At 55.1% G+C, this 17,230-nt stretch carries 2 protein-coding genes (1 of these 2 cut by a window edge); both read left to right on the plus strand.

The genetic code is table 11. The features are described from left to right. Entirely contained in the window at nt 1–13,200 is a 13,200-nt protein-coding gene (locus tag SPB21_RS32915) for an SDR family NAD(P)-dependent oxidoreductase (protein WP_499869263.1), read from the plus strand. Next, a protein-coding gene (locus SPB21_RS32920; protein WP_499869265.1) for an SDR family NAD(P)-dependent oxidoreductase crosses the window boundary here: on the plus strand, nt 13,197–17,230 show its 5' portion. It continues 14,995 nt past the right edge of the window; 4,034 of the gene's 19,029 nt are visible here — the first part of the coding sequence; the start codon lies at nt 13,197–13,199; its stop codon lies beyond the right edge, outside the window. Before SPB21_RS32915 ends, SPB21_RS32920 begins: the two co-directional genes overlap by 4 nt.

A 17,230-nucleotide genomic window follows, 5' to 3' on the forward strand; every position in this document is an offset into this window, starting at 1 on the left:
ATGCAGGCTGAAACAGAAAGATTGGAATGGATCCGGACATGGATAAAGGCCAGGAAAGCGGCTACTCAGCCGCCAGCTTCTGTCACGGCTACTGATGACGCTGTTGTTGTAACGGGGGTCTCTGGCTATTTTCCTGGCTGTATGAATGTGGCTTCATTCTTCAATCATATTGATCATGATCAGCCTCTGATTACGGCTATTTCTGATCACCGTTTGGACCTGATGATTCATCAAGGGGGTGATCAGCTGGGGTTTATGCGGCGGCAACAGGGTGGATTTATCCCAGATATTGTTTCTTTCGATGCTGAATTATTTGGGATCCTGCCCATTGAAGCTGACGAGATGGATCCTCGGCAACGGTTGTTGTTGATGTCCACGTGGCGCACCTTGGAAGATGCCAGTATAAACACTGAATCTCTCAAGAAAAGTGCTACAGGTGTGTTTGTTGGCTGTGAATCCAACGAATACGCGCAGTTAATGGCCCAGCATGGTTTTGTTCCGACCATGGGGTTGAGCCAGGCCGACAGCATGATGGCCAACCGGATCTCCTATCATTTTGATTTTGCCGGTCCCAGTGAGATGGTCAACGCCACCTGTGCTGGGTTCGCGGTGGCACTGCATCGGGCGTTTACCGCCGTTAGGCTAGGGCTGATTGAGCGGGCCATTGTGGGAGCGGCGAATCTCATTCTGTTGCCTGATCCATTTAGGATCTTATCCGAGGCCGGTCAGTTGACTGCTGGTTCATCGGTCAAGTCTTTTGGCCATGGTGCAGACGGGTTTCTCCGGGCCGAAGGTGTGGGGACAATCTTGATTGAACGATTGTCAGATGCTGAAGCGGCGGGTCGCTCTGTGTATGCGGTGATCAAAAACGCTTCGGTCAATTTCAACGGCCAGGGTGGTTTTTCCATGGCTGCCCCCAACATTGAAGCCCATACGGAGTTAATTAAGGCGTGTTACCGAGAGGCGGACATCGATCCGAGGAGAGTTGCCTATGTGGAGGCCCAAGGTATGGGGCTGCCAGTGGCGGATATCGCGGAATGGAACGCCATTAATCGGGCATTGACGCAGCTGTGTGATGAAAAAGGGCTGGCGTACGAGCCTGGATTTTGCCGGGTGAGTACGCTCAAGCCTCTGGTGGGCCATATGCATGCCGCGTCCTCCCTGGGGGCGTTGTTAAAGATTATTCGGAGCTTTCAGACCAATAAGATTCATAAAATCCCAGGCTTCGAGCAAGCCAACGAGTTCTGCGACAAGGAGGCGATGCCATGTCGCTTTACTCGGGAAACCGAATTGTGGGAACAGTCCTCAGAGCCAAGGTTGGCAGCCTTACATTCCTACGGATCTGGTGGTAACAATGCCCATGTACTTTTAGAAGACTATCAAGGTGCATGGCAAACAACGGCGGATCGTCAACAAAATTTTAAGGGAAGACCCTTTGAACTTAAACGTCATTGGTTCCCTGCGATCGCGAAGCCGTTGTTGACGGACATCGCCCCAGGCGACCTGAAAGAAAAAGTATTGGCCGTAATGCTGGAGGCTTTGGGGCAAAAGAATAAAGCCTCCACTATTAATTTACCGTTTGCCGAACTCGGTGTCGATTCACTCTCCATCGGCTCATTGGTCTCCAAGTTGGAAACCACGTTTGATGTTTCCATTCGCAAATCCGATCTGTTCAGCTACTCAACACCCGATCGCTTAGCCACCCATGTCGCCACATTGAGGCGTGCGTCCAACGAAGGGGTGAGCGTAAAATCTCGCCCTGCTAAGACGTTGCCTGGCCCCAAGGACAAGGCCGCCACGGACGGGCAGGCCGATGATGATATCGCAGTTATTGGCATGCATTTGCGCGTTGCCGGGGCTGAGGATCATGCAGACTTCTGGCAGTTGCTGAAGGAGGGCCAATGCGCCATTACACAGTTGCCCGTGGCCCGAGCTAACGGTGCGACGGATGGCCCAGATATCCGGGGGGGGTTCTTGCCGTCCATCGATACCTTTGACCCGCTCTTTTTCAACATCGCTCCTCGGGAATGCGAGGCCATGGACCCGCGACACCGCCTGCTGTTGGAGGCGGCCTGGTCCGCCATTGAGGATGCTGGCTACAACCCGGAGGACTGGAAAGGCAAGAATCATGGTATTTTCATCGGTATCGAAGAATCGGATTATCCGGTATCGACGGCATCCCAGATCACGGCCATCCATGGCGGTACGGCACCGGCACGCATTGGCTATTTCCTCGATACTAAGGGGCCATTATTGGCCATCAGTACGGCCTGTTCCTCTTCCCTGGTGGCTGTTCATTATGCCTGTAAAAGCATTCTCGATGGAGAGAGTGACTGTGCGTTGGTGGGAGGATGCAATATTATCTGCCAGCCGGAGCGCACCCACGCCGCTCTGTCCCAAATGGGCAACATGCTGTCACCGGATGGAACCTGCTACGCCTTTGACCACCGGGCCAATGGCATGGTGATCGGCGAGGGCCTCGGGTTGGTGGTGCTCAAGCGCCTATCCCAGGCCAGGCGGGATGGCGACTCTATTTATGCGGTGATTAAAGGCAGTGGCATTAATTATGATGGCCGTACCAATGGCTTGACCGCCCCCAGTGGCGAACGTCAGCGCGAACTGTATGAACGGGTACAGCGTCAGAGTGGTGTCCGCCCGGAGCAGATTGCCTACGTCGTTACCCATGGCACTGGCACGACTCTGGGGGATCCCATTGAATACCATGCCCTATTGGATGCCTTTGGAGCCAATGGAGAGCATCCGCCTTACTGCGCCCTCACTTCCCCCAAGACGAATATTGGCCATACCCAGGCCGCCTCGGGCATTGTCAATTTGATCACGGCCACCCTCGCCTTGCATCATCGGGCGATTCCGCCGTCCTTGAATTTCGAAGCAGTCAATCCGGACATCGATCTTGACCATGGTCCGTTTTATGTAAACACGGCTTTGCAGGCTTGGGACGCTGAGCACCGTTTTGCTGCCGTTAGTTCCTTCGGCCATACCGGTACCAATGCCCATGTGGTGTTAGGCGACAGTGGTGAGCCGTTGGTTCAGTCCGCTGACGACGAGCAACAACCGCTGATGATCGTGTTGTCCGCCCAGGGGGAAGACCAGCTCAGGCAAGCGGCAGAAAGGTTGCTGCACTATCCGGTTGGACGCTTACAGGACCTGGCATACACACTGCAAGTGGGCCGCCAGGCGATGGCCGTGAGGCTGGGTTTTCTGGCGCGATCGCAAGCCGAACTAAGATCGCAACTAACCGCCTTTTTGAACGGCACCATGGACAAAGCGCAGATTTTTTACGGCGAAGCATCAGAGTCAGACGCTGTGCTGGGTGCGTTAGTGGATGATGACGACATCGGCCAATGGGTGCGCCATTGTCTGGAAGCGGGCCAGTATTCGAAACTGTTAAAAATGTGGGTTGGCGGGGTGGCGGTTGATTGGCACAGACTTTACGGCCAGGAAAATCCCAGGCGTGTTCATTTGCCCACCTATCCGTTTGAGAAAGAGCATTTTTGGCTGGATGTAACCGCGCCAGACTCCACCCTGGCCGCTCTGCCTACTCCAGCGCCCGCTAAACCCAGTGCGTCAAATGTCGCCGAGGAGGCACCCCATGAAATCCTGCTCTTCGAGGAGACATGGCAGCCTGCAGCGCTGGTTCGGGAAACGGTTTCTAAACCCAAGAAACCCAAGACAGCAGTATGTGTGCTGGGCGATGCTCCCGAACAACGGGCGGTGGCGGATGTTTTGCAATCCTTAGCAACCGATAGCCATTGGCAGCTGATTCAGGATAATGGCGCAGGTGCCCTGGAAAAGTCATTCAAGCAAATCCGTGAGGAGTTTGGATCCCCCGATGCTCTGTTCGATCTGCGCACCATCGGTAACCCCGCCGGGCTTTATAATCCCGCCCACATCGTCCCGCTGATCCAGGCCCTGGCAAAAGCTGCGCTCAACCCCGCTCGCGTGCTAATTATGTGTCCATTCCATAGCGACCTGCAGCGTTGCTATGCAGACGCTTGGGTGGGGTGCGAAAAGTCCCTGGGAATGATTTTGCCAAAAACCCTGGTCGTGGTTGTCGGCATGCGCATTGCCGAGCCATCCCTTGCGGTTGAGCAATGTGCCCAGGCGCTACATGATGAATGGCACGCCACCGTAGCTGAGAGTGTTCTATATGAAGGAGAGCAGCGCCTGGCGGCGCGCCTACAGCCTGTAAATTTGCCAGAGCACACGGTGCCTCCTGTGGAGACTGCGCTGCCCTTGAAACCAGGGGGCACCTATCTAATTACCGGCGGCGGCGGCGGCTTAGGTTTGCAGTTGGCCACACATCTGGCCCACAAACACCAGGCAAATCTCGTGTTGACCGGGCGTTCGGAGCTGACACCGGAGAAGCGATCGCAACTGTATGCCTTGATCAAACAGGGCGGCGGCGTCATGTATTTGCAAGCAGACGTGAGCGATGCTAACGCCATGACGTTAGCCGTGGCCCAAGCTAAAGAACGCTTCGGCACCATTGATGGCGTCATCCATGCGGCAGGGGTGGAATCGACCCACACCATTCTGGACATGGAGATGACTGATTTTCAGCGCGTGACCGCACCAAAAATCAATGGCACCCGGGTGCTCGATCAGGTGCTCCAGCATGAGCCCCTGGATTTCATGGTGTATTTCAGCTCCAGTGCCGCCATCCTGGGGGACTTTGGTGCTGGCAACTATGCCATGGGCAATCGATTTCAGATGGCCTTTGCCCGGCATCGCCATCAGCTGGTGGCCCAGGGGCAGCGCCAGGGCAAGACCGTAGCGATCAACTGGCCGGTTTGGGCCCAAGGAGGCATGGGGGCAGGCAACCGTGAACAGATGGACTTTTATCTGAAAACTAGCGGTCAGCGGGCGCTCGAAACCCAAGAGGGGTTTGACCTATTTGAACAGTTGCTGGCCCAGCCTGGCCCGCAGCATCTAGTGCTGGTGGGCAAGCGTCACCGGGTATGGCGGTTTTTAAACCTAGCGGGCACGGCATCTGATACAGCCTCGGAGCGTCCCGCAGAGCCCGCTCTTGGTCGGGGGCGTAAGCCTGAAATGAAGGGATTCAGCGTTGAGGATTGTGTGCTGTGGGATCTGCGCGAGTTGGTGGGAGCCCTCTTGAAAATCAAACGAGACCGCCTCAAGGCAACTGCAAATTTTGCAGATCTCGGGTTTGATTCCATCAGTCTGGCCGAATTCGCCGAGGCCCTGACCAGGCATTTTGACATCGAAATCACACCTGCGTTGTTTTTTGGGCATTCCACCCTAAACAAGCTCTGTCAGTATTTTATGGACGAACATCATCAGGCGGTTCATGGGTTTTATGCCCAGGCACCACAGACCGAGGTGAAACCCCAGACCCCTGTTCACCGCCTGACCACAGCAGCCGTCGTCCAGACATCAGTGCCCCAGCCACCGGATCGATACCCTGGGGAACCGATTGCCATTATCGGCATGAGCGGTCGATTTCCCCAGGCCCGGAATATAGACACCCTGTGGGAAATCCTAGCCACCGGCAGGGATGCGATTGAGGAAGTGCCGACAGAGCGGTTTGACTGGCGTCAGTATTACGGTGACCCCCAGGCGGACAGCCGCAAGACCAATGGTAAATGGGGCGGCTTTATTCCTGGCGTTGCCGAATTTGATCCCTTGTTTTTTGAAATTTCGCCCCGCGAGGCGGCAGCCATGGACCCCCGCCAGCGTTTGCTACTGCAAGAGGCCTGGAATGCCCTGGAGGATGCTGGCTGTGGCCCACGACATCTGCAAAATCACAAGGTGGGGCTGTTTGTCGGGGCAGAGGAGGGTGACTATGTGTTTTTGGCTGGAGACGGGCAAATCACCGCCAACCATAACGGTATCCTGGCCTCGCGGTTAGCCTATTTTCTGGACCTACGGGGGCCAGCCATGGCCATCAACACCGCCTGTTCGTCAGGATTGGTTGCGGCCCATCAGGCCTGTGTGAGTCTGCGCGGTGGGGAGTGTGACATGGCGTTGGTGGCGGGGGTGAACCTGCTGCTTACCCCCGCCGGTCTGGTGGCCATGGGCCAGTCGGGCATGTTGTCAGACGATGGCAAGTGTTTTGTTTTCGACCGGCGGGCCAATGGCATGACCCCCGGTGAGGCGGTGGTGGCGATGGTGTTGAAACCGTTGGCCAAGGCTGAAGCTGACGGGGATCCGATCTATGGGACGATTCGGGCTAGCGGTGTAAATTATGACGGCAAAACCAATGGTATTACGGCCCCCAGTGGCGTTGCCCAGACCGAGCTGCTAAGGGACGTTTACTCAAAGGCCCACATCCGCCCTGGGGATGTGGACTACATCGTCACCCATGGCACTGGCACCAAGCTGGGTGATCCGGTGGAAATCAACGCGCTTTACGATGCGTTTAAGGGCACCAGCGAGAACCATGGTCATTGCGCCTTAACCTCAACGAAAAGTAATTTTGGCCATACCTTTGCTGCCTCCGGTTTGCTCAGTGCCGTCAGCCTGGTCAAGGCATTTCAAAACGACCTGATTCCTGCCAGTCTGCATTGCCACACTGAAAATGACTATATCCATTGGGATGAAAGCCCTTTTTTCGTCAACAAGACTGCCCGACCCTGGCCGCGCCATCACACTAGAGAACGCCTGGGTGGGGTGAGTGCTTTTGGCATGAGCGGCACCAATGCCCATATGGTCTTTGCAGAGTACTGTGAGACAACCTATTCCCCATCACAGGTATCCCCTTACCATTTATTAGTTTTATCGGCCAAAACATCCGTCGCACTCAAAGCTAGGGTGCGTAGCCTGATCCAGGTATTGCAGATGGAGGCGACTGCCGAGGCCGGTCTGGACAGGATCAGTTGCACCCTATGGGAGGGACGCCATCATTTTCGTTACCGATTGGCGGTGGTGGTGGCGGATTATGATGACGCCGTCGCTGCCTGGACCGCCGCCCTGAATGAGGAACCTCATCCCCAGGTGTTTCAGGGGCTGGTGCCGCCGGATTTCAAAGGGCAGACGGTGATCCGGAAGCATGCGGAAGACTTAATGGGCCAATGTCGCGATCGCACGATCGAAGACTATGGCGACGCCTTGCGGGCATTGGCTGATTATTACTGTCAGGGATACCAGCTGGACGGTGCTCTTTTGTGGGGGATGCCCCTGCCGCCACGCCTGCATCTGCCCACCTATCCGTTTGAGCGCAATCACTACTGGGTCAGTGACGGTAGTACGTCCCCGGTCAGGCTAGCTGACAGGCCAGTGGTCAGGCCAGCAATCAGGCCAGCGGTTCATCAACTGCATCCCCTGGTGCATCGCAACACCTCTAATTTTTCTCAGCAACAGTTCAGGTCTATGTTCACGGGGCAGGAGCCATTTCTGGCCGACCATGTGGTCCATGGCCAAACAGTCTTGCCTGGGGTTGGCATTTTAGAAATGGCCCGTTCCGCGTTCGAGCAGTCAGTCGCTCACCGAGACCCTCAATCTGGCTATCAATCCGGCTATCAACTGCAAAACGTTGTATGGCTAAGGCCTTTGGTGATACCGACAGGGGGGCTGGAGGTGGAGCTGGCTCTTACAGAACAAGATGACGGCATTAACTTTGAGTGCCGCACCGACGGGGCGATGCCCGTGATTCACGCCACGGGACGGGTATCTATGCTAGCCACATTGCCGCCGTCGCCCTTGGACATTCCAGCCATCAAACAACGCATGCAGGGGGGACAACTCTCAGCCCAGCAGTGTTACCAAACGTTTGCTTCCAGTGGTTTGAACTATGGTCCCTTCTACCAGGGCTTGCAGGAACTGCTGATCGGTGATGAAGAAACCTTTGGGCGCATTGACCTGCCCGAGGTGGCGACCGTCGGAGCTGATGCCTTTGTGCTGCATCCAAGTTTGATGGATACCGCCTTCCAGTCCATGCTCGGCTTGCAGTCTTTTGTCCATGGGCAAGGGAGCCATGGCTCGTCGCCGCCGTTGGTACCCTTTGCCATAGAGCGCCTCAGCGTTTTTGCGGTCTGTCCCGTCCCGTCCTGGGTTTGGACACGTCGCTCTCCGGAGAATATGACCAACAGCGGCGTGATCAAACTGGATATTGATGTGTGCGATGGGGATGGCCATGTGGCGGTACGCATTGAGGGGTTCTCTGTCCGGGCATTTGCCAGGGCAGTTGGAGATCGTTACGTGCGCAGATTAACGGGGAAAGAGTTTTTCCTGAAAGATCATGGTGGACTGTTGCCTGGGGTGGTTTCCTTAGAATGGGCCCAGGTGGCTGGCACGTTGATGGGTCCAGTGACCGGATTAAAGCAGATAGTCTGGAGCGATCTAATTCGTCTGGACGGTAGCCCTCGTGATGTTTGTACCTCGCTAGAACACCAGGATGGCACTGTTCTTTATCGGGTAAGCGCCGACGATCGGGTGCATGCCCAGGGCAAGATCGCCACCGAAGAATTTGCTGGCCCCATTCCCCACATTCCCCTTGATGAAATTCGGGAACGGTGCGGTGAGAGGCTTGTGCCATCAGAGTGCGATCGCAGGCTAGCCACAGACCTGGGTCCGAGTTTTCGCAGCCTGGTAGATTTCCGCCACAATCAGGTAGAAGCGCTGGCAACCCTGGAACTGCCAGCCTGCGTGCGGGATGATTTTCAGGACTACCGTCTCCATCCCAGCATGATGAATGGGGCGGTACAAGCGGCCAATCTGTTGTCCCTGATTCGTCGTCCGGGTGGGCCGCCAGTGCCCTTCAGTGTGGATGCCTTATGGATCCATGGGGACCTGCCTGAGCAGGCATTCGCCCATGTGACCCAGGTTGTGGAAGATGATGCTAATGGGCCCAGCGATCGGGCCATGAAGTATGACATTGCGATCGCCAATGGCCAGGGCCAGGTGGTGGTTTCGATGCAGGGGTACTGTGCCATCCCAGCGACTCAGCCAAGTAACGCAGCCCCAATAGATATTCCAGCAGATATCCCAGCAGACATTCTTTATGGGGTACTGGACTGGAGGCCCCAGGCGATGGCCGCCAGCGACGGCCCTGAGCCTCAGCGGCCATCGGTGGCCCCAGTGTTTCTGCTCAACGGGGATACCGCCCATTGGCAATCTTCTCTACAGGCCCAATGGCCTGGGGCGCGTTTCATCCAGCTCTCATCCATTAGCGACCCGGCAGAGGCAGCACAATCCAGTGTTCTGGAGGTCCTGCAGCTGATCCAGGCCGCCCTCGGACAGGCCTCGGACAGGATTCAGCCGGTTATGTTGGCGGTGCCAGACGGTGCTTTCTCCCCCATGCACGCTGCCCTAGCTGGGCTATTTAGGACAGTGCGGCTGGAACAGGGGGACGTGGATGTCCGGATTTGCCACTTGCCCGCTGCTGTGCAATGCCCATTGGATGACCGCTGGATAAGGATCTTGGCCACCGAACTCAGTCATCCGTTTGGCGATGTTGAGACATTCTATGACGCTGAAGCAACTCGGTTTGTGGCCTCGCTGGCCGAAATTGTGCCTGCTACATTGGCACCAGCGTATGAAATTTCGCCCGGTGATGTGATTTGGATTACCGGGGGTCTTGGCGGTGTCGGCCTGCAACTGGCCCGACATCTGGCGGTGACTCGTCAGGCCCGTGTCGTCTTGAGCGGGCGGTCGCCCTTGTCTCAGCATAAGCGCCAGGTCTTGGATTCCCTAACCCATGCAGGGGCTACTGTGCGCTATCTGCAATGCAATGTGGCGGATCGTGCCGACGTCGAAAAAAGCCTGGCTTCGATCCTGGAAACTGAGTCAGTCTTAAATGGCATTGTCCATTGTGCAGGGGTAATTGAGGACGCCCATTTACTGAAGAAATCCACCCAGGAAGCAGTGCGGGTAATGCAGCCCAAGATTGCTGGCACCCTGGCCTTGGATGAAGTCACCCGGGATATCCCCTTAGATTTCATGGTGCTGTTCTCGTCACTCACCGGCACCTTTGGCAACCCAGGGCAGGCCGATTATGCTGCGGCCAATGGGTTCATGGACCTGTTTGCCAGGGAACGTAATCTTCGGGTCCGGGCAGGGCACCGTTGCGGTCGCACCGTATCCATTGGCTGGCCCCTCTGGCGTGACGGCGGTATGCAGCTCGATGCAGAACATAACACCCTGCTGCAACAAAACTCTGGTCTCACCCCCATGGATACGGCCAGGGGAATAACAGTATTTGAGCGTTGTTTGCAAAGCGATCGCGACCATCTGCTGGTCCTCCATGGTGAGGGGGCAGCCATCCGAGCAAAGTTGTTTACCTCAACGGACAACACTGTGAGTGAAGAGTCTGCGGCAGGCACCGATACTGTTTCCTTTGAACAAACGCTCCAGGCCCTGACTGCCATGGTGGCGGATCAGCAAAAGGTGCCCTTAGACAGAATTGAACCGGATGTGGAACTTCCCCAATATGGTTTCGATTCCCTGGCCTTCACTGAGTTTGCAAATCGGCTCAATCGCCGCTTTCAGCTCGACCTGATGCCCACATTATTTTTCGAAAAATCTTCCCTGAGATCCCTGGCCAAACACCTGCTGGAACGTTATCCGGAGACCCTAGCGGCGCAGCTGGTCCCACAACCAACACCAGATATGCCAGCCAAGGTTTTGGCAAAGCCGCCTGAATCCACCAGTCGTTTTCGCAGTGCGCCAAAAGAGACCGTCGCTGCCCCCATTAATAGAGCAAATGGGAGAACCCATGGCAGAACCCATGGGCCTATGGCAGAACCTCCCATGAATTCCCCTACTCCGGACATCGAGAATGTGTCCCAAGAGACGACTATCGCCATGGCTCAGCCACCATCACCAGGTCAACCGGACCCCATTGCCATCATTGGCATCAGTGGCCGTTTCCCTGGTGCCAAAGACGTGGATGAGCTGTGGCGTCATCTAGAAGCCAACCACGACCTGATTTCAGACGTGCCAGTGGAGCGCTGGGACTGGCAGAAATACTACGGCGATCCACTGGAACAGCGAGGCAAAACCAAAGTCAAATGCGCCGGTTTTATGGAGGATGTGGACCAATTTGATCCGGCCTTTTTTGGTATTTCCCCCAGGGAGGCGATCGGCATGGACCCGCAGCTGCGCCTGCTGATGGAAACCGTTTGGTCCGCTGTCGAAGATGCTGGCTATCGGGCCAGTGAGTTTTCCGGTCGTCCGGTCGGTGTTTTTATGGGGGTCTCCACCTCTGACTATAAGGACGCCTGGCTCCAACATGCGGCCTCTGATCAGGAACTGGACGGCCCTTTACTCGTTTCCCATTTTGTAGTTGCTAATCGCATCTCCTATGCGTTGGATTTACACGGTCCCAGTGAGCCCATCGATACCGCCTGTTCGTCCTCTTTAATTGCTATTCATCGCGCCATTGGGGCCATGCGGATGGGCCATTGTGAGTCCGCCTTAGTGGGCGGCGTCAATCTGATCTTGACCCCAAATATCACCATCGCCGCCAGTCGCGCTGGTGTGCTTAGTGAGGACGGTCGCTGCAAGACCTTTGATAAAAGCGCCGATGGCTATGGACGGGGTGAAGGGGTGGCCGCGCTATGGCTAAAGCCCCTCGATCAGGCCTTGGCAGACGGTGACCATATTTATTGTTTAATTCGCAGCAGTGCCGAAAACCATGGCGGCAAAGCTGCCTCTCCCACAGCCCCCAATCCGGTGGCTCAACAGGCGTTGCTCGTCGATGCCTACACCCGGGCGGGGATTGATCCAAGCACCGTGGGATACATTGAAGCCCATGGCACCGGGACGGCCATGGGCGATGCCGTTGAGATCGACGGATTAAAAGCGGCCTTTGCCGAGTTGTATCAACGACAGGGCATTAACGTCGGTGAACCCCATTGCGGATTAGGGTCGGTCAAGGCCAATATTGGCCATTTAGAGGCGGCGGCGGGGATGGCCGGGGTGATTAAGGTGATCCAAATGCTGCGATATCAAAAGATTCCGGGTAACCCCCACTTGAAAGAGCCCAATCCCTATCTGGGCCTTCAGAAAACGCCCTTTTATTTGGCCGATAAAACCCAGAACTGGCCAGCACCGCGCGATGCCCATGGGCAGGAACTGCCCCGTCGGGCAGGTGTGAGCAGCTTCGGCATTGGGGGGGCCAATGCCCACGTAGTCTTAGAAGCCTATGGCCATGGGCAACCAGCGACCGCTGGCCCGGAACCACCTGCGGATCATCCCCAGGTGATGGTTTTATCCGCCAGGAATATGAGCTGTCTTAAGGGATACGCCGAGAAACTGCTGGCCTTTTTGACGCAGACCGCTGGCAGTAAGTCTTCCAGACTGAGAAATGTTGCCTGGACGCTACAAACTGGGCGGGAGGCGATGGCAGAGCGGTTGGGTTTCGTGGCCGCTGACCTGAACGAGACCGTTGAGACGCTCACATCATTTTTGGCAGGTGAAAAGGCCGAGACCTATTACCATAGTCGGGTTCATCGGGGGGGCGCAAACCGGCAGCCTGGTCCCGAGGACACCCCTGAAAGCTGGCTGGCTGCCTGGATGGAGGGGGCCGACCCCGACTGGTCACAACTCCACGGAGACATTACGCCGGAACGCATCAGCTTACCCACCTATCCATTCGATCGGAAACGATTCTGGTTCGCTAAGAAAAATGAGGGCGGAAATAAATCAGCAGCTGACAACGGTGTGCAGCTACTAACGCAGCTGCAGGACATTACCCTCTCCCCACCATCATCTGAAACGGTCTTTAGTCAGAATCTGCCATCGATTGTCAAAACTGAGCTATCTGAAGTGGCCCAACCCAGTGTGAACCCTCAGCTCAAATTAGCCTCGCCGTCAGGCTTAATCGAGTCAATTGTTGATGTGCTGGTGGATATGTTAGCCGAGATTCTCTACATGGGTGTGAGCGATGTTTCGACCGATGAGTCGTTTACAAATATGGGCATGGATTCGGTGATCGGTGTCGAGTGGATTCAGGCAGTCAATCGACGTTTTGACGTTAAGATTCCGGCTACTAAAGTCTACGACTATCCCAATATTCTTGCTTTCGCTAACTTTCTTGCCGACACCCTGGAGCAGCAGTCCCCTCCGCAAAATCAAGACAAGGAGTCTGCACCTGCAAAATCAACTTCTTTGGACGAAGTTCTTCAGCACGTTCAGCGTGGTGAATTGGAGGTCTCAGAAGCTGAACGCCTGATTGAAAAACTTGACCTGGCCGCATTAGAACTTGTTAAACCATGAGCTTGAAACACATCCTACAGTCCCTGCAAGATGGTGATCTCAGCCTGGAAGAGGCTCGACGTGACATACGCGCCAACAGCAACACTGAGGAATCGAATGGCCACCTAAAGGGTAATCAATCAGAGGCATTGGGTTCCCCGGATGTGTTACAGGAAAGCCTGCGAGAAAGTCTCGCTGCTGCCCTCTACATGGACAAGGAGGATGTGGACCTTGATGAGCCCTTTAGTGAAATGGGGCTTGACTCAATTATCAATGTGGAATGGATTCAAACGGTCAATCAACAATATGGGCTCAAGATTCCAGCAACTCGGACCTACGATTACCCAACCATTGTTCAATTCGCAGATTACCTGGGCACGGAACTTCAAGGAAAGCTCCCGACCCAGTTGCACACTTTCACCTCTGCGATCGCATCATCAGCTGATACTGTTGTTACTTCGCAGGCAATACAACCAACACGGCACTTCGATGAGCAGACTCAACAGCCCCTCACTCAGACCGAAAATCACCCCCCTGTAGCTGAAGGTATTGCCATTGTTGGGATGTCCGGAAGGTATCCAGGTGCCGCCGATCTTCAACAGTTTTGGGACAATCTGAAACAGGGGCGAAACTCTGTGGCAGAGATCCCGAAGGATCGCTGGGACGTAAACGAGTATTACGATCCCGATCCTGCCAAACCTGGCAAGATTTATTGTAAATGGCTGGGTGTTTTAGCGGATATTGATTGCTTTGACACGTCGTTTTTCATGATTCCGCCCGCCGAGGCAGAACTGATGGACCCACAGCATCGGATCTTTCTTGAGGAGGCCTACAGGGCGTTCGAAGATGCTGGCTACAGTCCTCAGGCGCTGGATGGCAAAAAGTGCGGTGTCTATATGGGAATCATGAACAGCGAGTACGTCCACTTGCTGTCTCAGCAACAGGTTGGAGGGCTGAATACGGGCAACAGTTATTCCATTGCCGCTGCCCGGATACCGTATCATTTGAATCTAAAAGGACCGGCGATCCCTATTGACACCGCCTGTTCGTCATCTCTGGTGGCCGTCCATTTGGCTTGTCAGGCGTTGCGTAGCGGTGAGATTGACATGGCCCTGGTAGGTGGTGTCACCCTTTATCTGACTCCAGCGTCTTACGTTGGCATGTGCGCGGCGGGAATGCTGTCTCCGGATGGTCAGTGCAAGTCATTTGATACTTCGGCCAACGGTTTTGTTCCCGGTGAAGGGGCGGGGCTTGTGGTATTAAAGCGGCTTGAAGACGCAGAGCGCGATGGCGATGGTATCCATGGCGTGATCATTGGTTCAGGTATTAATCAGGATGGCCGCACCAACGGCATTACTGCCCCCAGTGTTCAGAGCCAGATCGAACTGGAACGCACTGTTTATGATCGGTTTCAAATCGATCCAGCCACAATTAGCTATGTAGAGACCCATGGCACCGGTACCCAATTGGGGGATCCGATCGAATTCGAAGCCCTAACCAAAGTGTTTCATGAAAAGACTGATCAACAACATTATTGCGCTCTAGGATCGGTCAAAAGCAACATAGGTCATACCTCGGCGGCGGCGGGCATGGCCGGTATTCACAAGGTGTTATTGTCGCTGAAACACCAGCAACTGGTGCCTAGTTTGCACTTCAAGCATGCCAATGCGCACTGTGATTTTGAGAATTCTCCCTTCTATGTAAACACAGAGTTGAAAGATTGGAGCGCGCTTGCAGATCATCCCAGACGGGGTGCGGTGAGTTCATTCGGCTTCAGCGGCACCAACGCCCACGTTGTGATCGAAGAATATGTTCAGGCTAATCCCTCTCCTAAATCATCAGATATTAGCTTGCCAACTCCCGTGGTCCTGTCGGCGAGGGATGAAGATCGTCTGCGTGATGTGGTGGAAAATCTCCGTGCTTTTTTGACGTCGGGCTCGCAAACGCTACCTTCTTTAAAAGATTTTGCCCATACCCTGCAAGTTGGGCGTGAAGCCATGCAAGAGCGTTTGGCATGGGTGGTGTCATCCCTTGACGAGTTGATTGAGAAGCTGACCCAGTTTCTTGAAAATGAGGCTGCAGGGTCGAGGACATTTCGCGGTCGAGTTCAGCGCCAGCGTGGTCGACTGGCATTGTTTCAACCTGACCAGGAGACGCTCCAGCGCATTGAGGCCCAATCAAACGTTGGTGATTATTCGTTGTTGCTGGAACTTTGGGTGACGGGGCTCGTATTTGATTGGGACCTCATTTGGCCGCAACCCAAACAGTGTCGACATGTCAGTTTACCGACCTATCCATTTGCCAAGGAAAGGTATTGGGTGCCAGCATCTCCAGAGCCAACTGCAAGCGTTCATGCTGGGAGCCGTCCATTGATAGGTGATGGGACACCCCCGCCTGCAACGATTTTGGCTAAGCCACCTCGCCTGGTGGCCTTGGGCGATCCAACCATCATGCCTAGTGCGTTTCCTGTCCCGGCTGTGGCCAAGGTACCAAGGCTGTTGCATCCACCCATGAACTGGTGGATGCAGCAGCAGTCGTTCAAGCAGCCGTCGCTATTCAGTGTGAATACAGAGGAGCACGGAGCCGGTGTGGTGTCGGTTCTAATCGATAGCCACGACGGTTGTAATCAATTGACCCAGGCATTGCTCGATGAATTGGCACAAGCATTAGCGATCGCATGTGACCGGGCAGATGTAAATGTGGTATTGCTGCGGGGCAATGACGATGGCTTCTTGACCAGTGCCCCCTCGGCGGCAGTTTCGCCCTTTGACCAACAACTTGGCCGGTTGACGCTCGATCAGCAGGTACCGATCATCGCGGTCATGAAGGGCTCAGCCTCTGGGGCAGGATTAATGGTAGGAGCACTTTGCGACTTGATGATCTGCGGTGAAGAGAGCGGATTGCAATTGTTTGAGCCCGGTACCGAAGCATCCGTCTCCCAAGCAGCTATGGATTTTCTAACAGAGCGCTTCGGCCCTGCGATCGCTAAGGCCCTGATTCAACCCAGCAATCGTTCCACAGGTGGCGAACTGTACGACCTTGGTATTGGTTGCCTGGTATTGCCTCGTCATGACATTGATGAGTTTGCCTTGGATCTTGCCCATCGAATGGCAGGTGCCCCGCGCCAATCTCTAACCTTGTTGAAGCGGCATCTCTCCCGCCCCATTGCAGCTACATTTGATCGAACGGTCACTGCCATAACGAGGGTAGAAGATGCTGATTTACCCTTAGACTCTGAAGCGTCCGAAGCACTGTTGCAGTCGGCATTCAAGGCAACCGCAACACCCGAGATGGCAGCCCCTGAAATCGTGAATCTTCAGTCCAAGGTTGTCAAATTAGAGATTTTTTCTGACGGCGTGGCTGTCCTGACGATGGATGACAGAGACAGCAAGAATACATTTACTGAAGCCCTTGCCCAAGGTCTTACTGAGGCCTTTGCATGGGTTGAAAAGACTTTCTCAATCAAGGTGGTTGTGCTGACCGGGTATGGCCATTACTTTGCTTGTGGTGGCACGCGTGAGGCACTGCTGGCGATTCAGGCAGGACGGGCGCGTTTCACTGACTCACGGGTTACCAGTCTACCGCTGGAATGCAACATTCCGGTGATTGCTGCGATGCAAGGCCATGGTATCGGTGCTGGATGGGCGCTGGGGATGTTCTGCGATGGGGCCGTGTTTAGCGCTGAAAGTGTTTATCACAGTCCCTACATGCAATATGGATTTACGCCCGGTGCCGGTTCAACCCTGATTATCCCGCATCAGTTCGGGCATGATCTCGGGGGGGAAATACTGTTTGGTGCTAGGGAATTTAAAGGCCATGAGTTGAAGCGTCGCGGTATTACCATGCCTGTGCTTCCACGTTCAGACGTGTTGGCGGGTGCTATGGCGGCGGCGCATCATCTAGCGTCTGCTTCCCGCCAAACATTGATGGACTGGAAGCAGACGCGCGTTCGTGTATTGAGGCAACGCCTGGAATCGATCTACGCCGCAGAACTTGCCATGCATGAGCAAACCTTTGTGGGGAGCCAGGAGGTGCGTGCAAGAATTGAGAC

The organism is Leptothoe sp. ISB3NOV94-8A (genome assembly GCF_043421595.1).
In the GTDB taxonomy this organism is placed as follows: domain Bacteria; phylum Cyanobacteriota; class Cyanobacteriia; order Phormidesmidales; family Phormidesmidaceae; genus Leptothoe; species Leptothoe turfae.

Excerpts from the sequence above, each read along its gene's own strand:
- SPB21_RS32915 (WP_499869263.1), top strand. The coding sequence starts at position 1 with ATGCAGGCTGAAACAGAAAGATTGGAATGGATCCGGACATGGATAAAG.